The sequence below is a fragment of the Acinetobacter sp. SM1B genome, assembly GCF_003289665.1.
Classification (GTDB): domain Bacteria; phylum Pseudomonadota; class Gammaproteobacteria; order Pseudomonadales; family Moraxellaceae; genus Acinetobacter; species Acinetobacter schindleri.
Window position 1 is genome coordinate 1,488,360 of sequence record NZ_QMBM01000001.1, and the last position, 22,069, is coordinate 1,510,428.

Genomic DNA, 22,069 nt, shown 5'->3' on the forward strand with positions numbered 1-22,069 from the left:
AATATCAACCAAAAAGAAGATCGTTTTTTGATTTATGAAAGAGATCTAATAGTTTAGATGAATAATTAAGCATAATCTATAATTATGCTTAATTATTCATCTATTAGAAAAACTAAATTGAATTTTTTAACGTTTTTTTATGATTAAGTACCTGTTTAGCGTATTTTTTACCTTGCTTACGCATCTTGCGATTATTTTCAAAACCAGATGGACCGACATTATAATATCCTAGTCCCTTTTTTAAGTCGCCTGCAGATTGTTGATAACGCGCTAATATATAGGAGCCACATTGGACATTGGTGGCTTCATGGAATAAATCAGCTCCACAACTACTTTGCCAATAACGTGGAATAATTTGCATTAAACCTACAGCACCAGCGGATGAGCTGACATACGGACGATAGGTAGATTCTTGTCGGATTACTGCTGCGACTAAGAGTGGATCTAAATTGTGCTGTTCGGCACTTTTAATAATCAGTGGCGATACGCGATTTGCTGTTTCTGGAGAGATAGAATATGCATTTTGTATCCCTTTGGAAAGTTTAGCTGAGCGTTTTTCTATGGAACCTCCACCTAAAGAAGAACATGCAGTTAAAGTAATTGCACTGCCTAGGAGGATGAGTCGTTTGAAATGCGAAGGTGTAAAAAAATGAGATAAAAGACGTTTTAAGGAAAAGGACTTAAAGTAGGTCAAAATTAAATATCCGCATTATAAAATTAATTTGATACTAAAAAATGAACTGTTCAGCGTCAAGCTGATTAGCCTTTTAAACCTGAGCTACAATAATTTTTGCAGCTTTTTGGCTTGATCTTTACTTGAGGCATATTTTATATAGTTTTCAGCATCCAGATTTCACACGCTTCACTATGCCCCGTATTTCCTTCAGGATATGCCAGATGTTCAAAGCCCAGTTTTTCATAGAGTTTGACAGCTTGCCAAAGGGATTTTGTCGTTTCAAGATAAATCTTATGAAATTTCTGTTGCTGTGCGAAATCAAAAGCCAGATTCAAAATCTGTTTGGCAAACCCATGTTGACGAATGGCTGGGAGGAAATACATTTTCTGGATTTCTAGAATGCTATTATCACCTTGTAAGGGAGCAATGCCACCACCACCATAAACTTGATCATCTTCATCGACAATAACCCAGTAAGCAGCATTTGGTTGTTGATAAACCTGATATAAGCTGTCCAGAATAGAATCACCTACTGCAAAACCGGATTCAGCAGCAAGACCAAATTCAATAGAAACTTCACGAATAATTTTGGCAATTTGGGGATTATCCTTAGGCTGGATCGGTTGAATAGAATACATAAATCATGAAACATAAAAAAAGATAGAAATTTTATAGTCCTAAAACTGTAAAAAATCCATCTTTATAGCTTATAAATCCATCAACGAGTCAGCATGTTCGAGATTCTGCAACCTACTTCAGCTCACTAGATGATTTACCCAGCTCACGACGAGCAATAATCAGCTGTTGGATTTGCTGGGTACCTTCAAAGATATCGAGAATTTTTGAGTCACGAGCCCATTTTTCGAGTAGCTCAGTCTCGCTATAACCTGCAGAAGATGCTAACTCGACGCACTTTAAAGTGATTTCATTAGCAATACAACCAGCCTTGGCTTTGGCAATTGAAGCTTCGCGAGAGTTGGGTTTACGATTGTCTGCCATCCAGGCTGCTTTCAGCATCAGCAGTCGAGCTGCTTCCCATTCTGCTTCCATCCGGTAAATCTGCGCTGCAATATGGGAGGTCTGTAAATAGGGTGTACCGTAATCCGTATCTAGCTGGTCTTTGAATATCTCTTTAATTCGTTCTAAAGATGCTTTAGAACAGCCAATAGCCATTGCAGCAACCAGTGGGCGGGTATTATCAAAGGTTTCCATTACGCCAGCAAAACCTTTGGCAACATCAATATCTGCATTACCCAACAGATTTGCCGCAGGTACACGGCAGTCTACAAAGCTGATTGCAGCGGTATCTGAAGCTTTGATACCAAGTTTATGTTCCAGACGTTCGACTTTCATCCCAGGCGTACCTTTGAGTACCACAAAGGATTTGATTGCAGCACGACCCAGGTTTTTATCCAAAGTTGCCCAAACCACTACAGAATCTGCACGTTCACCTGAGGTGACAAAGATTTTTTCGCCATTCAGGATATAGTCATCACCATCTTTGGTTGCTGTAGTACGGATTGCAGCAGAGTCTGAACCACAACCTGGCTCGGTAATCGCCATTGCTGCCCAGGTGCCTTCAAAACGTGTCAATTGTTCCTCATTTGCCACCGCTGCAATTGCCGAGTTACCCAGACCTTGGCGTGGCATGGACAGGAGCAGACCTGTATCGCCATAACACATCTCAATAATACTCAGTGCAGTTGACATGTTGACGCCATTTTTATTAGACGTATCGGTATCACCACGTTTATTGAATGCGGCACCAGCATTCATACCTTCGCTACCAGCATTCATGCCATCCACAACAGAAGCCAGCATATCCAGCTCTTTAGGATAGGCATGTTCAGCCTTGTCATATTTACGGGAAATTGGACGTAATACATTCAGCGCAACTTCATGGGCCTGATCAATCAGTAATTTAAATTTTTTTGGATTTTGCAGATTCATTATAATTATTCCATATTCATGTCAATGATCAGGCATGCAGCCCACTTTGAATGACAGCAGTCGCGCGTAAGTCACGATACCAGCGTTCCACAGGATGTTCACGGGTATAGCCATGTCCACCCAGGATTTGCACGCCATCTGTGCCAATCTGCATTGATTTTTCTGCGCAGAGAATACGGGCCAAATATGCCTCACGATGGAAAGGCTTACCTGCTTCTGCAAGACTGGCAGCGTTTAGCACCAGCATACGCATAGCATCTGTTTCAATTGCCATATTGGCAATCATGAAAGCAACCCCTTGACGATGGGAAATAGGTTCACCAAACGCTGTACGTTCATTGGCATATTGAATACAGTATTTCCTGACAGCCTCGCAGGTACCGACAGCCATGGCACACCACATCAGATTACCCAGATCGATAAAAGCGGTGTAATCAAAATCTTCATCACCGAGACGTTGTGCTGGTGTATTGTCGAAATGCAGTGTGGCAGTTTCATTTGCTTTAAGACCCATCGCAGCTGACTTTTGAATACTGATGCTCGGATCACGTTGCACCACAAATACATCCGGCTGACCATTGAGCATGGCACTGACCAGATAGATGTCTGCACTGGCTGCGAGTAAGACCAGTGTTTTTTCACCCTGAATCACATAATGATCTTGGTGTGGTGTTGCTTGGGTTGTAAGCCTAAAAGGATTGAAAGCCGGTATATTTTCCTGCGTGGCAAATGTGGCTCGAATACCTTTATCATTTGCGAAAGAAGCCAGATAGTCGGATTGAATCTGTTCTGAGCCCCATTGAGTCAGGGCATTGATCACACTAAAGGTTGAGAGCAGGCCAGCAGTCAGGCTAAAGTCTCCTTTAGCCAGATATTCGGCAATCAGCACATTGCTCACAATATTCTTTTCAGTCGCTACACCACCTAAGGACTCAGGCAAGGCATAGAAGTTAAGTCCTAAGTCGGTACCATGTTGCCATAGAACCTCTGGAAAGGTTTCAGCGTGATCTGCATCATGAGCAAGCGGATAAAGCACTTCGGCTGAGAACTGTTCCATCGCATCTACGGTCATCTGCTGTTCTTCAGTCAGGCTAAGATCAAACAGGGATTTATTCTGATTTGGCAGGCGCTGTTTTTTAATTTTTTGTCCTGATTTCAGCAGCTTTTGTGTCTGGCTTAGGGTTTTAAAACCTGCCTTAGAACTTTGATACAGAGACTTTTCAACGAATTTTCGTAGCTTAAACTGATCCAGTAGCTCACTGCCTGCAATTTTAGTCAGTATGGATAAGCCAACTCCTTGGGCCTTATTTACCATATTGCTCATTATCATTATCCTGTTATAAATGTTTTAGGTATTTTCAGAATTATGCTGACAGGTTGCCTGATAAAAAACCATGTCAGGAATGACATGATTGATTGACAATAATGAAGTGAATTTATTCTATAAAATTTGCTAACAAGTTTATGAAATTATTAATATAATTATATTATTCAAAAATATTAAAATGCAAGAAATTGACCCGGATAACAGAAATCAACCGGGTCAACTTAAAATATCACTTGATACCATTTAGAGATGTTTCTTGATCATGGCACGCACATTGGTTTTGGCATCAATCACGGTCATAAAGGTATAAGCCCCAATAAATTTACGGCTGATGAACATAAACTCTTTCGGTGGGACGCTGAAATAACGTGATGCCATCGATTTAGAGGCTTGTTGCATGACACGGCTATGCAACTGACTCTTTTTCCAGTCATAGCGATCTTGTGCATCCATTACGCCGGCTGGCAGGTCTTTATTGTTCATTGGCGAGCTAAATGCTTCAGTGGCCAGCAAGAAAACCTTGGCCATATCCGGTTTGATGCTTTGCGGAATCGTGTCAAAGAATTCATAACCAGTCATGGCTTTGACCATCATATCTGAATCATGATGATAACCCGCTTGAATCAGATTACGCGCCACATTGAGCAGATGCTGGTCAAACTGACGGATTGCACCGAAGTCGAGCAGGACAATTTTATCCTGTGCGTCATCACCATTGCCCAAACGTACCAGATAATTCCCGAAGTTCGGGTCAGTCTGCATTTCGCCCCATTCGAAAATCTCGCGTACTGCGATTTCTAAGGAAGCTTCACCGAGTTTATTACGACGTTCCTGTGGCAGAGACAGCATGACCGGACTATTGATTGGTACACCACGCTCATAGGTCATACAGAGCACGCGATCGGTCGAGTAATCTTCAATAATAGTCGGTACGATATAACGTGGATCATTTTGCAGACGTTGACGGAAACGGCGGGTTGTCGCAGCTTCAATTTTGTAGTCCACTTCACGATGCATCATTTCACGAACTTCATCAAACCATTGATCAAATTCACGGGTTTGCGGCACCATACGGGTCAATTTGAGCATGTTTTTAAACAGGCTCATATCTGAGTCAATCGCTTCTGCAACTCCTGGATACTGGATTTTCAGTACCAGTTCCAGCCCGTCAGATTTACGTTTGGCGCGATGTACCTGAGCTAGTGAGGCTGTTCCTAAAGGTTCATGATCAATGGTTAAATCATCAAGTTTTGAACCAAGCTGCGCTTGTAACTGCGCTTTAATCGCAGGCCAGGCCAAGGCTACAGTCTTATTATTTAATGTATTTAATGCCTGAGTGATTTCTTCGGGCAGAAAATGTTCGCCATAGAGCGCCATCATCTGGCCAATCTTGACGATAGAACCTTTCAGCTTGCCGATTTCTGCAACCAAATAATCTGCCTGTTCTTTCATGGCTTTTTTGCGTTTTTTCTCTTTCTCTTCTTCACTCGAGAACATTGAAGTGGCATTTGATGCTGCCCAGCGGGTGCCTGCAAGTAGGGATGCCTTGGCGATCGATAAGCGTCGATCCATGGATGAGGTTTTCAGTTGTTTGAGCTTATCGTTCTGATCTGACATGTAGAATAAATCCTTTCCCAGCATATAGCAGAATAAATCATTGTAGCGGATATTAACCTGTCTTCACGTATTAAAAAAGTTTTAACAGATTGAATTTACGCTAAACATGATCAGGCTCGATGACCTGTATTTATATTAGCCAAGGCATTATGGCATCTGAAATTGAATTTTTAATTCAGTTCTTTGTTGCAACTGTTGGATATTTGTTTGAATGTGCTGTTGAATCAATGTAATCACGGACTCATGCTGAAAGCCCAAAGCATAACCTTTAACAATCACGATACTGGGCAAACTAAAAAACAGATAGCGTGCATCTTCTAGCGTTGCCTGCTGAAAAACACCTTGCTGAATTAACATGTCTTGCAAAAATGCCTTTTCCTGCTGCACGTTATGAGACTGTACATCATCCCAATAATTCAGGCGCATGGCCATCAGGTTGTTATGCTTGTAGCTCATAACATTCAACTCGTTTACTTGTATATCTTCGCTATATAATGGAGACAATTCTGAGAGTTTCAATTGCTCATTTGCATAAAATCGATGCTTATAAAGGAATAGGAATTTTCACTGGACTCAGGTAGTATCGGAATATAACTTAAAACAAAATTGATGAGTGCGATTGTAAGCATCATGCCAATTTGGCAAAGGGGAATGTATGCGTTTTGCATGGTTATTAACTGCTATTCTGGCAGGTACAGCTGTATATACACAAGCAGCTCAGGATTATTCAAGGGAATATTCACAGTGTATGAAGTTCACCTATGGTGACCGTACCAAGACTGAAAAATGTATTGCTAAGGAATTAAAAGAGCAGACTAAAATCTTGAAAAAAAGCTATAAAAATTATCTTAAATTAAACGCAAATAATGCTGCTGTAGTAAAAAACCATTATGCCTTGTTTGAATCCAGACTGGACAAGCAATGTGGTCGTATCCGTGCTGGAAACTACACCAAAATCCAGCAAGGGCAATGTGCCCTAGCCATGGTAATTGAGCAGTCCAATTATTATCAATCACGTTCTTTTGTCGGAAAACGCTAAGGATCTGATCGGTACTCAAAAGCATAAGGGACATGTAAGTTTGTTATGCTTTTTAAATTATGGCGAGAATTTGAGATTTATTAAGACTGGACAGAAGCGCTGAATAGGTGAGTCAGTATTATTTATCACCTACTTCACAAAACGCTCGATTTATCTCTTATACTTTAAAGCATTCAAATCCCGATTAAAGCGATCTATTATTGACCATTCTCATCATCAAATAACAGGCTTCTAAAACCGGATTCAGCCAGAGTGGAGTCGTGCTGTTTTCGTATTTTTCATGGTTTTAGCATTATAAAAGCAGGCGAAACAAGGTATCATAAGGCGTTTTAAAATATGACCTCTGGAGACGCCTTAAGTGGATCGACCGACTATTAGCCCTGAACATTTGCAGGAAGCCGCTGAAAATCTAACCACCATTCGTGATTTTATCCGTTTTGGTGTTACAGCATTACGTCAATACGATGCGCACTTGGGCCAAGGCACAGAAGATTATTTTGCTGAAAGTTCAGCACTGGTTTTACAAACCCTTTCTCTGGACTGGAATGCTGATCCAGAAATTCTGGATTCAAAACTGCTTCCAAGCGAAAAAGAAGAGTTTTTGAATCTGTTAGGACGTCGTATCAATGAAAGAATGCCGACATCTTATCTATTAAATCTGGCTTATTTCTTTGGTAAGCCATTCTATGTAGATGAGCGTGTACTGATTCCACGTTCACCAATCGTTGAGCTGATTGAAAACCGTTTTGCACCATATTGCCTGGGCGAAAATGGTGAAATGGGTGCAGCGGTAAATAACCTGCCAGAAAATCCGAATCCAAAAACACCACAACGTATTCTGGACATGTGCACCGGTTCAGGCTGTATTGCGATTGCATTGGCATACGCTTTTCCAGATTCTGAAGTGGATGCAACCGATCTGTCTAAAGAGGCTTTAGAAGTAGCGCAGATCAACTGTGAACACCATAACAAGCAGTATCAAGTGGCATTGCTTGAATCGGACCTGTTCGCAAAAATTCCTGCTGAAAATCAGTATGATCTAATCGTGTCGAATCCACCGTATGTGGATGCAGAAGACATGGCAGATCTACCAGACGAATTCCACCACGAACCTGAAATGGCTTTGGCTGCAGGTCAGGATGGTCTGGATCTAGTACGTAAAATGCTGGCTCAAGCGGCTGATTACCTGACTGAAGATGGTCTGATTGTAATTGAAGTCGGCAACTCTGAATGGGCAATGAAGCAAAACTTCAATAAAGTTGATTTCCACTGGTTGCAGTTCCAGCGTGGTGGTTCAGGTATCTTCGCATTGACTGCAGCCCAATGCCGTCAATACCGCGATTTATTTATTCAATCTGTTAATGCATAAGGAGTCGTTCACATGGCAGGTAATAGTATAGGGCAACTCTTCCGTGTAACGACTTGTGGTGAATCTCATGGTGTTGGCCTGATGGCGATCGTTGATGGGGTTCCACCAGGAATTGAGCTGTCTGAAGCAGACTTGCAAAAGGATCTGGACCGCCGCAAGCCGGGTACATCAAAATTTGCAACGCAGCGTAAAGAGCCGGATGAAGTGGAAATTATTTCCGGTGTGTTTGAGGGTAAAACCACCGGCACTTCAATCGGTCTTTTAATCCGCAATACCGACCAGAAATCAAAAGACTATGGCAATATCGCGCAGACTTTCCGCCCGGGTCATGCAGACTATACCTATACCCAGAAGTATGGTTTCCGTGATTATCGTGGCGGTGGCCGTTCAAGTGCACGTGAAACTGCAATGCGTGTGGCAGCGGGTGCGATTGCCAAGAAATTCCTGTTTGAGAAGTTCGGTATTGAAATTCGCGGTCATGTCACCCAGATTGGCACTGAAAAAGCCGAGAAACTGGACTGGAATGAAGTTCCAAATAATCCGTTCTTCTGTGGTGATATTGATGCCGTTCCACGTTTTGAGGCACTGGTCACGTCGTTGCGTGAACAAGGTACAAGTTGTGGTGCGCGCCTTGAAATTATTGCCTCTAAAGTCCCAGTAGGCTGGGGTGAGCCAGTATTCGATCGTCTGGATGCCGATATTGCCCATGCCATGATGTCGATTAACGCCGTTAAAGGTGTTGAGATTGGTGATGGTTTTGGCGTTGCTGAGCAGTTTGGTCATGAAACGCGTGATGAATTAACGACGGATGGTTTCCTGGCAAACCATGCAGGCGGTATTTTGGGTGGGATTTCTAGCGGTCAGGACATTCGCGTATCGATTGCACTAAAACCAACCGCTTCAATCACCACGCCGGGTAAAACCATCACCATCAATCGTGAAGATACTGACGTGTTGACCAAAGGCCGTCATGATCCTTGTGTGGGTGTGCGTGCGACGCCAATTGCTGAAGCAATGCTGGCGATTGTATTGATGGATCACTTTATGCGCCATCGTGCACAAAATGCCGATGTGGTTGCGCCGTTTGCACCAATTGAACCAAAATAATTCGCTTCTGATCTGAAGTGAATCCAAAAAGTCAGACTTCGGTCTGGCTTTTTTTATATTTGCAAAGGCAATAGATGATTTAGGTGGAGAGAAACTTATTTTTCCTATGCTTTTAAGAAGTTTAGGTTGATTAAAAACGAAATTCGAAAACTCATCCAAAAAATGATTCAAAAAATTTTTAATGAGTTAGAAGGTTTAAAAGTTGAGGTATTAAATATTGCAAAAGAAGAAAGCTGGACTTAATTGGTTTATTATTCATTAAAATGCATAAGAGACTTTCTCTTACTTATTATCCGTTGATTTTTCCACTACTTTTTCTCCTAAAACTCTTCGGTTGTTGTATCCTTAATCATTGACAGGCAGTTGGGTTCGATTGCCACAAAATTGCATGTTACGAGTGGCTCAATGCTTCATACTATCTTCAGCGTCCTGTTTCCACTGATTGCCCTAATTACCCTGGGTTATACATTAAAACAAAGGAAATGGTTAGAAGACGGATTTTGGCGGGGGGCAGAAAAGCTAAACTATTATGTACTATTTCCAATCATGCTATTCCTGAATCTGGCTACTGCTCAGATTCATATAGATATTATCCAGGATGTGGTGCTGGTTATTTCAATCATTACTGTACTGGTTTGTGCAGTGCTGTACAGTCTAAAAGCGATATACCGGATTAACTTTGCCCGATTTGGGGTCTATATACAAAGCATACTGCGCTTTAATACCTATATTGGCATTGCTGCGGTCAGCACCTTATTTGGGCAGGCAGGGATGACAGTATTTGCCGTCATTATGGTATTCTTTATTCCAGTGGTAAATACCGTTTCTGTGCTGGCATTTACTAAACCGGCCGATATGCAGTTTGGAAAAATTTTCATATCCCTCGCGAAAAATCCACTGATTTTAGGCTGTCTGGTAGGTGGGCTTTATAATCTGTCCGGATTGGGAATATGGCAGGGTATGAACCAGTTATTGAAACAGATGGCAGCATGCAGTTTGCCTTTAGGTTTGATGTGTGTCGGGGCAGCATTAAAGTTTGGGCAAATTAATCTGGATTTATGGCGCATCGTCTGGAACACAACTGGGCGTATGATTTGCATGCCATTGCTTGGCTTGGGGGTATGCAAGATAATGGGAATTTCCACGCTGACCACTCAAGTGCTGGTACTGTTTTTCGCATTACCCACAGCTTCTGCTTCGTATGTATTGACCAAAGTTCTGGGTGGAGACAGTGAACTTATGGCGAAAGTTATTAGTGTGCAAACCCTGGTTGCAGGATTAACCTTGCCATTATTCTTAACTTTTATCATCTAGTTAAAAGAATCCAATAGAGAAATTTTTCACTCAAAATAGCCTAAGCCAATTAAAATTTTTAATTAACCTATAATCCTGTTTCAAAAATCTAATCAAATATCTGCACCTTCATTTAGATTTCATTTTATAGCTAAGCGAGGATAACGTAGCTTTACTAATTACTGTGTCTTTACAACTTTGCACAGTAATTTTTTATTAAGCTCTATAGCATGGTATATAAATTGCAAAACAATACATATGCACATTATTGCAGGAGAGAAATGCACCTGCATTCGCCGAAGGAGCAACGACCCCGGAAACTCTCAGGCAGAAGGACTGTAATAATGCAAAACTCTGGAGAGAAGTGTTGAATCACTCACCGAAGGGGAAGGTTAAGGTATTGATCTCCAATACTGAAATCAAAGCTCTCAGGTAAAAATGACAGATGGGGCAGACATCATAATAAAAAAGGAGATGTCTATGCGTCATGTAATTGTCATTGGCGCCGGGATTACCGGCGTAACCACGGCTTATGAACTGGCTTTATTAGGGTATCAGGTCACTGTTGTCGACCAGCATCTTTACCCTGCCATGGAAACCTCGTATGCCAATGGCGGGCAACTTTCCGCCTGTAATGCAGAAGTCTGGAACCAAAAAGCGACAGTACTGAAAGGCCTGAAATGGATGTCGCAAAAAGCTGCCCCATTACTGCTCAACCCGTCTTTTAGTATGCATAAATACAGCTGGCTAATGGAATTTATGGGGAATATTCGTCATTACGAAACCAATACCCGGGAAACAGTAAAAATGGCGTTATTGGCCCGTAAACGTTTATTTGAAATTGCTGAAACAGAACAGATTGAGTTTGATCTGGAAAAAAGGGGAATCTTGCATTTTTATCATACCGAGCAGGATTATAAGGTCGCGATGAAGGTCAATGATCTGCTTTGCAGTGGCGGGCTGGAACGCAATGCGATTTCCAATGAAGAAATTAAACAGATTGAACCCACTTTAACCGGTGATTATTATGCCGGCTTCTTTAGCCGTAGCGATGCTACCGGGGATATTCATAAATTTACTACAGGTCTGGCCAAGGCTTGTGCAGACAAAGGTGTACTTTTCCTGTTTGGTCAGAATGTACAGGCAATAGAGCAGAAGGATGATTATATCCGGATCAGTTGTATGCCGAGCAGTGAAAATTCCAATACCAATCCGCAAGAACGACTGGAACTGAAAGCTGATGCCATCGTGGTCTGTGCCGGTGTGGGTAGTTATCAACTGTCTTATCTGTTGGGTGACCGGGTCAATGTCTATCCGGTGAAGGGATATTCAATTACCGTACAGCTTAACGATGAACAAAGTCAGCAAAATGCGCCGTGGGTCAGCCTGCTGGATGAAAGCGCTAAAATTGTGCTCTCCCGATTGGGTAAAGACCGACTGCGTATTGCGGGTACGGCAGAGTTTAATGGTTATAACCGCGACATTCGTGCTGACCGGATTCAGCCTTTAATTGACTGGACGCATCGTAATTTTGATATTTCCACTGAATATGTGATTCCCTGGACCGGATTAAGGCCAATGATGCCGAATATGATGCCAGTCGTGCGTCAAGGAAAACACAAGCGGGTGTTTTATAATACCGGACATGGACATTTAGGCTGGACGCTCTCTGCTGCGACAGCAGCAATGATCAGCCAGCAGGTGGCTCAAACCTATCCTGTAGCTTAAAACAAAAAAGATCATCCTCGGATGATCTTTTCTTAATTGAATGAGTTTTAGTCATATAGGCGATAGACACCGCTAAAGCGTTCACAGCCTTTCTGCTGGGTTTTTACCGAAAGAAGGGCCTTGGTATAGTGGAATTCATACTTACAGTCGTTTTCGTTATCAGTGATTTCAGTTTTAGCTTCAGGAGTGGTATAAGCTAAAAAAGGGATAGTTTGAGTATCTATACGGTTTTTAGGACTGCGATAGGCAATACCTTCGATCTTGATGCGGTCTTTACTGAGCTGATGGATTTTCAGGTGTACTGGCTGTTTGGCAATCTGGCCCTGTTCAAATTTTAAATAATGCTGGGTCAGGCTTTGATTCAAAGAAATAAAGATATTCAGATCATCTAGACGCACATCAAACTGCTGTTTATAACAATCTAGTGTTTTGCACTGTTGTAAGCGGTTTAGCCATAATTGATGCGTATCCTGAATAATACTTAAAGGTGCATCAGTAATCAGGTAGGCCGTGAGATACTGGCTCGCCAGATTTTTTCTAAATTCAGCCAGAGGCACGGAACACAGCGTCGAAGTTGCTTTACTGGCTTGTGAGCTATCTGAACATTCTAGCGGACGTACGGATGCTGCAGCACCTGTTGCCAAAGTGCTCAAACCCAGCATGAGACCCAGAAGTTTCATCATTTTTATATCAGTTTTCAGCAGCATGATCGCTTATACTTTCACTGTGTTACGCTTGGTCTAACTATAGCGAAATAGAAACGAAGTGTACAAGATTTCAATTGGTTATTTCTAAGGATGAAAACAGTGGTTGCACAAATTCGAATTGGTCAGGGGCTGGATGTGCATGCATTCGAAGAAGGTGGTTTTGTCACACTGGCAGGCGTGAAAATTCCACATACCTATGGCCTCAAAGCACACTCGGATGGTGACGTTGTATTACATGCATTATGTGATGCTTTATTAGGTGCATTGGCGCTGGGAGATATCGGTCAGCATTTTCCAGATACGGATCCTAACTTTAAAGGTGCTGACAGTCGTGTATTGTTGAAGCACGTGTATCAGCTAATCTTGGATCGTGGTTATGTATTGAATAATGCAGATATTACTGTGGCCTGTGAACGTCCAAAACTGGCAAAGCATAATCTGGAAATGCGTCAAAGCATTGCAGATGTACTAGAAGTAGATGTAACCCAGATTAGCGTTAAGGCAACGACAACAGAAAAGCTGGGCTTTACCGGGCGTCAGGAAGGCATTCTGTCTATGGCGACGGTCCTGATCGCTCATGCAAAGTGATCAGGATTAATCATTGCCAGTTTAAGTTCTTCAGTTGCTTTACGGCCTTGTAGCTGTAAGGCAACAGCATGCAATAGACCCGTCCAGGTGTCATTCGGTTCCCAGACCTGATGCAGACTTGCTTGCGCCGTCGGTAGATCCATATCCATATAGTATTGGCGATATAAATACATCAGGCTGCTGACATGGAAGTTCTGGTTGCAATGTACCCAAACGGCTTGTTGCTTGACTAGATGATCAATCATGTCCAGCACTAGCAGGCATTGATCATCGGATGGCATTTCCCAGGAAATTGGCAGCTGGATATAGTTGAGTCCAAGCTCCAGACAGATTTTATCTTCATGGTCCAGGTGAGGCTCTGCATCGCTCAAAGCTACATTGATAACGGTCGAGATCCCGTATTCCTTTATCAGCTTGAGCTGTTCTGCTGTTGGCTGGCCTGAAGTAAACAGGTGCTCATGGATGAATTGAAAATTATTGATTTGACAGAGTGCAGTTTCAATTTCATTCATCAGATCATTTTCCTTATGTAGAAATGCAAACGCCATCTTACGATGGCGCTTTGATCAATCGCTTAGCGATTCGGTAAAACGTCCTTTAACGCCTCATGCATATCAAGTAATGCCTTTTCAGTCGTTTCCCAGTCAATACAGCCATCAGTCACTGATTTACCGTATTCCAGATCACAAAGGTTAGCCGGGATATCCTGACGACCACCTTTAAGATGACTTTCTACCATAATACCAACAATTGATTTATTTCCATCAATAATTTGTTCAGTGATGTTTTTTAGCACTAATGGTTGTAAGTACGGGTCTTTGTTTGAGTTTGCATGACTGGTGTCAATCATGATCTTGGTACTAACTTTCGCTTTTGCCAAAGCAGTCTCAGCTTCTGCAACAGAACCTGCATCATAGTTAGGTTTGCCATTACCACCACGAAGTACTACGTGAGCATATGGATTGCCAGAAGTACGAATCACCGCCACCTGACCTTGATCATTCAGACCAAGGAAGCTATGACCGTGCTTTACAGATTGCATAGCATTGGTTGCAACAGTCAGGCCGCCATCAGTACCGTTTTTGAAACCTACTGGTGAAGACAGGCCAGATGACATTTCACGGTGAGTCTGGCTTTCGGTAGTACGTGCACCAATCGCTGACCATGAAATTAAATCCTGATAATACTGTGGCGAGTTTGGATCAAGTGCTTCGGTTGCACATGGCAGACCTTTTTCATTCAGCTCCAGTAAAAGCTTACGGCCAATGCGTAGACCTTTTTCAATATTGAACGAGTCATTCATGTCCGGGTCATTGATCAGACCTTTCCAGCCAATGGTAGTACGTGGTTTTTCAAAATACACACGCATTACCAGATACAGGCTGTCTTTTACTTTTTCGCTCAGCACCTTCAGGCGCTCGGCATATTCTTTGGCAGCTTCAGGGTCATGAATTGAACATGGACCAATCACGACAAAAAGACGTTTATCGTTACCATCAAGAATATTGCGAATCGTTTCACGACCTTTCAGTACGGTTTGATAAGCATTCTCAGTCAAAGGCAACTCAGTCTTTAATTGTGCTGGAGTTACAAGAGGAATCATGCTTTGGATATTCACATCATCAATATCTGATTGTGAAATAGGATTTGACTGTAGTGTATTCATTGCCGTCACTGGTTCGATCATACAAAAGGTTGTTTAATAGCCCGAATATAACATGAATGATGCGTCACTTTGTTATAAAAAAGATGAATAAATCTTTGAAAAAAAAGTGATGAATCTGAGGTTTAGTTTAAACGGCCTGAGATTTTTCTGCTTCGGTTACCAACTCGGGTTGAGCTGGTTGAGCAGGTTTGGATTTGACTGGATTGAGCATAAAGTTCACACCCAGACAGAACAGGGTAACACCCAGAATTTTACGGATAATTTTCTCAGGCATACGTGAACTGATCAATGTGCCGATCACGATTGCAGGAATAGAACCCACCAGTAACCAGCCTAACAAAGCAAAGTCTACATTACCTGCGCTCATATGGCCCAAGCCTGCGACTAAAGTTAGAAGTACGGCATGCACCACGTCAGAACCGATAATACGAATCATCGGCAAATTCGGGAACATCAGAATCAATGCCATAATACCGAATGCCCCTGCGCCCACTGAAGACAAGGTCACAAAAACACCAAGCACGATTCCCATGATGATAATCAGAGCGCGTTTTTTGCCAGATTTAAAATCGACTTTTTCCAGATCCTGGGTCATATCTGGCAGTTCTTGTTTACGGTATTTATTAAAGAACTTCTCAATTGAAGCGCGGAATACAATAGAAATACCGGTCAGCGTTAGCATAAAACCGAGTACCATGGTGAGTACTGCTTTATAGTGGGTAGATTGACTGAGATAGTTCTCAAGTACCCAATGCGTGGCCAAAGATGCTGGAATACTGCCGATCGCCAGCCAGATCACAATGGGCCAGATAATATTCATTTTTTTTGCATGGACAAAAGAACCGCAGAATTTAGAGATTGCGGCATATAGAAGGTCAGTACCGATTGCAATGTGCGGTTCAATCCGGAATAGGCTGATCAAAATAGGGGTCATCAGTGAACCACCGCCGACACCAGTAATCCCTACACAGAAACCAACTAACACACCTGCTAAAATAAACTCAATCGGACCAAACATCTATATATGCCAATATCAAAAAACGAGCATATCTTATGACTATTAAAGATAAGTAGTTGTCTTGATTAATGATTTGCTTATTCCAAAATAAGATAAAGCAAGTGATTAATGAGGTGTTTTATTATCGAAAAAACTGGTCTAAAGGATAAGTCCGGTAAGCTTTCTAAAGAATTTTCTTATAGTTAGGAAATACGAGGAAGATAAATGGAATTGAATTCATGAAATATAATTAATAGTATAAAATTTCTTCTTTATTAAAATAAGCAAATTTATTTGATTTAAAAATAGGCTGGTCGTGATAAGGGAAATTAGAAGTTTGGTAGATCATTCTTTATATCATTTTTCAATTGAGCATATTTGTAGTCATGGTGATCCTGGTCATTCTTATCTAAAGTGAATTCAGAAAATCCCTGTAGTCATCATTATATTTGTAGATATAGCGCTTTAAATTCTTAGATTCATCATTTTTAAATCATTTCATACAGATCAGAATCAAGTTCAGCCTTAAATTTTTCGTCTTATGCTAATATGCTGACAGCAATTCTTTGAGGATCACATCTTGCAAAAACGGAAGCTTAAAATTGGAATCGTCGTGGGTGAAGTATCGGGAGATACCTTAGGTGCCAGTCTGATTCGTCGTTTTCGTGAGCAGGGGATTGATGCTGAATTTGAGGGCATTGGTGGTCCACAGATGATGGCAGAAGGTTTTAAAAGCTATTATCCAATGGATATTCTGTCAGTGATGGGTATTGTTGAAGTCTTAAAAGATATCCGTAAGCTGTTTGCTGTACGTGATGGACTGGTGGAGGCCTGGACGAAAGATCCAGTCGATGTATTTATCGGCATTGATGCACCAGATTTTAACCTGCGTTTGTCCAAGAGCATCAAGCAACGACAGTTGCCGATCAAAACCGTTCAATATGTCAGCCCATCCGTCTGGGCGTGGCGTCAGGGACGTGTACATGGCATTAAAGCCAGTATCGATCTGGTACTGTGTTTATTTCCATTTGAAAAAGTCTTTTATCAAAAATGGCAGGTACCCGCTGCATTTGTCGGTCATCCATTAGCGAGTCAATTGCCGATACAGAATCCACTGGCTGAAGCAAAGCAGGAACTGGGACTTGATCCTACGCAGAAATATATTGCCTTGCTGCCAGGTAGCCGCCGTGGAGAAATTGAACGTCTTGGGCCATTGGTGCTGGATACTGCGCAAATTCTGCAACAAAAACATCCTGAATATATCTTCCTGATTCCTGCCATCAATGATGCACGTAAGCAGCAAATTCAAGCCTTGCTGCAAACTTATCCAGAAAGCTTACAGACCCGAATTCGTCTGATGGAAAATACCGGTAGCGATTCTAAAATCGGTCGTCAGGTCATGAATGCAGCAGATATTGTTGCTTTGGCATCGGGAACAGCAACTCTGGAAGCAATGTTGTTACATCGTCCAATGGTGACTTTCTATAAGCTGCATTGGTTGACTTATCGTATTGTTAAACTTCTGGTGAAAATTCAGTACTATTCATTGCCAAATATTATTGCTGGCAAGAAAATGATTCAAGAGCTGATTCAATCTGAAGCAACCCCTGAGAATCTTGCTGCCGAAATTGAAGCATTAATGAATGTTGAAGCAGCACAGATTCAGGCGATGCAGCATCTGACCATGCATAAGCAACTACTTTCAGGGAATAGTGAAGATCCTGTGACTGCCATTTTAGAACTGGTAAAATAATCTTCTCAGCTATTATTGACCCTGATGCTGCTGACGATACTGGCTCGGGGTCAGTTCAAACTGCTTTTTAAAACTCTGACTAAATGCAGTTTCTGAAGAATAACCTACGCGATGCGCAATCTGTTGCACGGTCATTAAGCCATCTCTTAAATAACGTGCTGCCAGACGCATCCTGTGCTGTTGCAGATAAGCCAAAGGCGTTTCACCGACCACTTGCGTAAACAATTGTGCAAATTTGGAACGTGACATATGGCATTGTTCAGCCAGACTTTCAACGGTCCAGCTCTGTTCTGGCTGGCCATGAATGGCAGCTAAGGCACTGGAAAGTTCAGGATGGCTTAAGGCATTTAACCAGCTGGAGGCATGCCGGGCATTCAAAATATAATCCCGCACACATTCAATAAGTAAAATACTGACCAGATGATCGAGAATACGGTCACGGCCCGGACGTGTATTCTGGGTTTCTAAAGCCAGGAACTGTAATCCGATCTGTAACCATTCCGGGGCTGAATCACTCAAAATATGCTGGATATGCAGATAATCCGGCAAAGAGGTAATTAGCGGTCGCGCCATCTGGATATCCATTTTTGAACGAATCGCCAGAATAAAGCTGCGTTGTGGCTGGACCTGACCGAAATCAATACTTTGCTGTGAATGCGAAGCAAAGAAGCTGTTAATGGGACTACTTTGTGTTAGTTCTTGATCATTTGGACAATGCAGCTGGTGCGCTTTGGCAGATGGAAGCAGAATCAGATCACCCTGCTGTAAGACAATGACATGGTCTGAATCTTCAAAGCTAAGCTGTGCCTGTCCATGCAAAATCACATAGGCCAGCATGGACGGTTCATGTCTGTATAACAGCCGATAAGGATGATGAACATTCAGATAGATATATTCTGATTTGGCTAAATGTATGTCATCAAAAATTTTACTAAGCGCATCCATGCGTGTTCTATTCTGAATTAAAAAGATATTTTTATTTAAGTCTGCATGTGAATTGAGGTCAGAAATCGGCTGATCAGGACAAAGACGCTGACATAGCTTTTCTGGACGCTGACAACTGTGCACATGCGCTGAATTATTCAACTATAAGGGCAGGGTAACATAAAACAGGAGGGTCGCAATGAATGCCCCTGCAAAAATCACAAATATTCACCTGGAGCAGGACGCTCAGTTGCTGAAGGGCCGTCAGCTAGATAAAAAACGTTTCGGATGGCTGTTGAGTCCGGGCCTACCAGTCATCGGTATGGGTATTTTGGCCGGCTACCATTTTGGACCGAAAGCCACCAAGAAAGTTTTTGCCTTGGGTGGGCCATTATTACTGCATGTCATCATTCCGACACTAGATGCTCTGATTGGCGAAGATGAAAATAATCCCAGCGATGATCAGATCAAAGCTTTGATCAAAGATCCTTATTATGACCGTATCGTAAAATTGTTTATTCCTTTGCAAATGGCTGCTAATACTTTTGCAGGCTATGTGGTATCACGCCCCAATGTCTCATTGACCGATCAGGTTCTACTCGGGATCTCGATGGGTGCAATTAATGGGGTTGGCGTAAACACCGCCCATGAATTGAGTCACCGCCCGAATAAATCTGATCACTACTGGTCACATGCCAGCCTGATGCCATTGGCTTATAACCATTTCCGGATTGAACATCCTTATGGACATCATAAACGGGTCGCGACGCCTGAAGATCCTGCCTCATCAAAAATGGGAGAGTCATTTTATAAATTCTGGCCACGTACGGTATTTGGTGGACTTAAATCTGCAATTGAAATTGAAAAACGCCGTTTACAGCGTAAAGGCTTAAGTTTCTTTAGCAAGGAAAATGAATTGTTTCATGGCTGGGGGATGAGTGCTGCTTATCATGGTGTGATGCTGAAAACCTTTGGCAAGAAGATTATTCCATATACGTTAACACAGGCATTTTATGGCATCAGCCTGTTTGAAATTGTCAATTATATTGAACATTATGGTTTGAAGCGTGCTGAAACCGAGAAAGGTAAATACGAGCGTACTTTGCCTGAACACAGCTGGAACAATAATAATATTGTTACCAACCTGTTTCTGTATCAGTTACAACGCCATTCTGATCATCATGCGTTCCCAAGCCGGCCGTTTCAGGCATTGCGAAATTTTGAGGAAGCACCTGTCTTGCCAAGCGGTTATGCGACCATGCTGATTCCAGCTTTGATACCACCATTGTGGTATAAAATGATGGATAAGCGTGTGTATCAACATTATCAAGGCGACCTGAACAAAGCCAATATCTTGCCAGCTAAACGCAAGCAGATTTTCAGAAAATTTGGTATACAAGATAATGCAGCTTAACTATTTTCAGTTTTTAATATTTTCCAGTTTTGAATAAAAAATGTGCCTTTCAGGGCGCATTTTTTATTCATTTTCGTTAAATCTTAAAACCATTCTGGCTGCATATTCAGGCAGGTATCATCAAAGTTCATCAGTAATTGTGCCTGATGTTCAACTTCAGGCAGTTCCCAGCGGATAAAGTATTGAGCTGCCTGCATTTTTCCTGTCAGGAATTGTTGATCTTCTGCATAGTCAGACGAGACAAATTTTAACTGTGCCTGATTCGCCATTTCCAGCCATAACCAGGCAATAATGGTTTTACCCATCATATCCAGATATAAACCTGAATTTGCCAATGCTGCCTCAACTCGGCTTTGATGCAAAGCCTGACCTAAAACCTGCGTGGTTTTTTGTACAGTCGCAAGATGCTTTTTAAAAGTTTCTGCCAGTTCAGCTAACTTATTATCCTGAATCTCGGATAAAGTTTTCTGGATACGCTGCATGAGCAGGCTTAAACCTTTACCGTTGTGTTGCCACAGTTTACGACCGAGTAGATCTAGAGACTGAATGCCATAAGTGCCTTCATGGATTGGATTCAGACGGTTGTCCCGGTAGCACTGTTCAATCGGATATTCACGGGTATAGCCTGCACCACCCAAGACCTGAATCGCCAGGTCATTGGCTTTGGGGCCATAGGCAGAAGGGAAGGATTTGACCACTGGTGTAATCAGATCCAGCAAAATAGCACTCTCTTCATCCTGAGCTGCCTGATGTTCATCAATCAGGCGGGCTGCAAACAGACACAGTGCCAGTGATGCTTCAACATAGGACTTCTGGGTCAACAGCATACGTTTAACATCGCTATGCTCAATGATATTCACTGGTTTACTGTTTGGATCTTTATCGGCTACCGGACGTCCTTGTGGACGGTTTTTGGCATAATTCAGAGACTCCAGATAACCACGATAGCCAATCATTGCCGCACCGAGTCCCACACCGACACGTGCTTCATTCATCATCTTGAACATATATTTCAAACCATGACCTGCTTCACCAAGCAAATAGCCTAAGCAATTGTCATTTTCCCCAAAGCTCAGCACTGTCGAGGTAGTCCCGCGATAGCCCATTTTATGCAATAGGCCAGCCAATTGAACATCATTGGATTCATCAAGTGGACCATCGGCACGGGTCTTGAATTTTGGCACAATAAACAGGGAAATACCCTTCACGCCTTGAGGTGCATCCTGAATCCGGGCAAGCACAAGATGCACAATATTTTCAGTAATGTCCTGGTCACCCCCAGAGATAAACATCTTTTGACCTTTAATCCGATAGGATCCATCTGCCTGAGGGATGGCCTTGGTGGTCAGATCACCAAGGGATGAACCGACATCCGGTTCTGTCAGTGCCATGGTGCCAGAAAAACGGCCGCTGAACATATGGGGTACAAATGTGTGTTTCTGTTCCTCGGTGCCGAAAGCCTGAATCACATTGGCTGCGGCAGCGGTCAAGAAAGAATAAGCCACTGTCGATGGATTGGCGGACATAAAAAAGGCATTACACGCCATATTGACCAGAATCGGTAACTGCATACCGCCGGCATCATAATCATGTTGAGCGCAGAGTAATCCGGCATCGGAAAACTGTTTCCATGCAGTTTTGACTTCAGCAATGGTTTCGACTTTTTTGCCGTCAAAAGTTGGTTCGTGCTGATCTGCTTTGGCATTGTGCGGCGCAAAATAATCGGTAGCGATGCCTTTGGCCGTATCTAAAATACTGTCAAAGGTGGTTTTATCATGTTCCTGATAACGTTCAAGCTCGGTCAGCTGTTCCAGTTTAAAAACGTCATACAGCAGGAAATTCAGGTCTTTGTCATCGATAAGTTGAGTCATATTTAGTTTTAAATCGAGTATTTATATGATGTGTTTAAGACTA

General features: G+C 42.3%; 20 protein-coding genes and 1 riboswitch. Of the genes, 8 read left to right on the forward strand and 12 right to left on the reverse strand.

Annotated features, from left to right (window positions below):
* Positions 1–112 precede the first annotated feature (112 nt).
* The 6 genes from C8322_RS07155 to C8322_RS07180 form a co-directional block, all read right to left on the reverse strand.
* Positions 113–694, reverse strand: a complete 582-nt coding sequence (locus C8322_RS07155) for a lytic transglycosylase domain-containing protein (protein ID WP_004809600.1) — start codon at positions 692–694, stop codon at positions 113–115.
* 134 nt (positions 695–828) lie between these two features.
* Positions 829–1,314, reverse strand: coding sequence for a GNAT family N-acetyltransferase (locus tag C8322_RS07160; protein WP_004809598.1), 486 nt, complete (start codon positions 1,312–1,314; stop codon positions 829–831).
* A gap of 112 nt (positions 1,315–1,426) precedes the next feature.
* Positions 1,427–2,626 (reverse strand): acyl-CoA dehydrogenase family protein, encoded by a 1,200-nt coding sequence (locus C8322_RS07165; RefSeq protein ID WP_004809597.1) that lies wholly within the window; start codon positions 2,624–2,626, stop codon positions 1,427–1,429.
* Between the two features lie 28 nt (positions 2,627–2,654).
* Positions 2,655–3,950: an acyl-CoA dehydrogenase family protein gene (locus C8322_RS07170; RefSeq protein WP_004809595.1), complete on the reverse strand. Its 1,296-nt coding sequence runs from the start codon at positions 3,948–3,950 to the stop codon at positions 2,655–2,657.
* A gap of 246 nt (positions 3,951–4,196) precedes the next feature.
* Positions 4,197–5,570 (reverse strand): ABC1 kinase family protein, encoded by a 1,374-nt coding sequence (locus tag C8322_RS07175; protein ID WP_111810483.1) that lies wholly within the window; start codon positions 5,568–5,570, stop codon positions 4,197–4,199.
* A gap of 147 nt (positions 5,571–5,717) precedes the next feature.
* On the reverse strand, positions 5,718–6,026 hold the full coding sequence (locus C8322_RS07180; protein WP_004809591.1) for a hypothetical protein: 309 nt from the start codon (positions 6,024–6,026) through the stop codon (positions 5,718–5,720).
* 199 nt (positions 6,027–6,225) lie between these two features.
* On the opposite strand from C8322_RS07180, the gene C8322_RS07185 reads away from it, so the two are divergent.
* From C8322_RS07185 to C8322_RS07205, 5 genes are all read left to right on the forward strand, one after another.
* Positions 6,226–6,609: a hypothetical protein gene (locus C8322_RS07185; RefSeq protein ID WP_004809589.1), complete on the forward strand. Its 384-nt coding sequence runs from the start codon at positions 6,226–6,228 to the stop codon at positions 6,607–6,609.
* 358 nt (positions 6,610–6,967) lie between these two features.
* Complete coding sequence (prmB, locus tag C8322_RS07190; protein ID WP_004809587.1) at positions 6,968–7,978, forward strand: 50S ribosomal protein L3 N(5)-glutamine methyltransferase; 1,011 nt, start codon at positions 6,968–6,970, stop codon at positions 7,976–7,978.
* 12 nt (positions 7,979–7,990) lie between these two features.
* Positions 7,991–9,085 carry a chorismate synthase gene (gene aroC / locus C8322_RS07195; protein ID WP_004809586.1) on the forward strand — a complete coding sequence of 365 codons (1,095 nt, stop codon included), beginning with the start codon at positions 7,991–7,993 and terminating at the stop codon, positions 9,083–9,085.
* A 405-nt stretch (positions 9,086–9,490) separates the two neighbouring features.
* Positions 9,491–10,399 carry an AEC family transporter gene (locus tag C8322_RS07200; RefSeq protein WP_004809584.1) on the forward strand — a complete coding sequence of 303 codons (909 nt, stop codon included), beginning with the start codon at positions 9,491–9,493 and terminating at the stop codon, positions 10,397–10,399.
* 240 nt (positions 10,400–10,639) lie between these two features.
* Positions 10,640–10,727: riboswitch (glycine riboswitch) on the forward strand.
* A 131-nt stretch (positions 10,728–10,858) separates the two neighbouring features.
* On the forward strand, positions 10,859–12,106 hold the full coding sequence (locus tag C8322_RS07205) for a D-amino acid dehydrogenase (protein WP_004809582.1): 1,248 nt from the start codon (positions 10,859–10,861) through the stop codon (positions 12,104–12,106).
* 47 nt (positions 12,107–12,153) lie between these two features.
* Here C8322_RS07205 and C8322_RS07210 read toward each other — a convergent pair whose 3' ends face one another.
* Entirely contained in the window at positions 12,154–12,813 is a 660-nt protein-coding gene (locus C8322_RS07210; protein ID WP_004809580.1) for a hypothetical protein, read from the reverse strand.
* 99 nt (positions 12,814–12,912) lie between these two features.
* On the opposite strand from C8322_RS07210, the gene ispF reads away from it, so the two are divergent.
* Entirely contained in the window at positions 12,913–13,401 is a 489-nt protein-coding gene (ispF, locus tag C8322_RS07215; RefSeq protein WP_004809578.1) for a 2-C-methyl-D-erythritol 2,4-cyclodiphosphate synthase, read from the forward strand.
* Here ispF and C8322_RS07220 read toward each other — a convergent pair.
* The 3 genes from C8322_RS07220 to C8322_RS07230 all read right to left on the reverse strand — a co-directional run bounded on the left by C8322_RS07220 (position 13,389) and on the right by C8322_RS07230 (position 16,085).
* Positions 13,389–13,913, reverse strand: a complete 525-nt coding sequence (locus tag C8322_RS07220; RefSeq protein WP_004809577.1) for a protein tyrosine phosphatase family protein — start codon at positions 13,911–13,913, stop codon at positions 13,389–13,391. The two genes, ispF and C8322_RS07220, sit on opposite strands and share 13 nt — an antisense overlap.
* Before the next feature lie 62 nt (positions 13,914–13,975).
* Complete coding sequence (locus C8322_RS07225; RefSeq protein ID WP_111810749.1) at positions 13,976–15,067, reverse strand: 3-deoxy-7-phosphoheptulonate synthase; 1,092 nt, start codon at positions 15,065–15,067, stop codon at positions 13,976–13,978.
* A gap of 127 nt (positions 15,068–15,194) precedes the next feature.
* Positions 15,195–16,085 carry a sulfite exporter TauE/SafE family protein gene (locus C8322_RS07230; protein WP_004895081.1) on the reverse strand — a complete coding sequence of 297 codons (891 nt, stop codon included), beginning with the start codon at positions 16,083–16,085 and terminating at the stop codon, positions 15,195–15,197.
* A gap of 559 nt (positions 16,086–16,644) precedes the next feature.
* Between C8322_RS07230 and lpxB the strand changes: the two genes are divergently transcribed.
* Entirely contained in the window at positions 16,645–17,817 is a 1,173-nt protein-coding gene (gene lpxB, locus C8322_RS07235) for a lipid-A-disaccharide synthase (RefSeq protein ID WP_004895079.1), read from the forward strand.
* 12 nt (positions 17,818–17,829) lie between these two features.
* Here the strand turns inward: lpxB and C8322_RS07240 are convergent, their stop codons facing one another.
* A complete protein-coding gene (locus tag C8322_RS07240) occupies positions 17,830–18,762 on the reverse strand; it encodes an AraC family transcriptional regulator (RefSeq protein ID WP_026056811.1) in 933 nt (310 codons plus the stop codon).
* Positions 18,763–18,940: 178 nt separating this feature from the next.
* Between C8322_RS07240 and C8322_RS07245 the strand changes: the two genes are divergently transcribed.
* Positions 18,941–20,155, forward strand: coding sequence for an alkane 1-monooxygenase (locus C8322_RS07245; protein WP_004895075.1), 1,215 nt, complete (start codon positions 18,941–18,943; stop codon positions 20,153–20,155).
* 83 nt (positions 20,156–20,238) lie between these two features.
* Here the strand turns inward: C8322_RS07245 and C8322_RS07250 are convergent, their stop codons facing one another.
* Positions 20,239–22,026, reverse strand: a complete 1,788-nt coding sequence (locus C8322_RS07250) for an acyl-CoA dehydrogenase (RefSeq protein ID WP_111810484.1) — start codon at positions 22,024–22,026, stop codon at positions 20,239–20,241.
* Between the last annotated feature and the right edge of the window lie 43 nt (positions 22,027–22,069).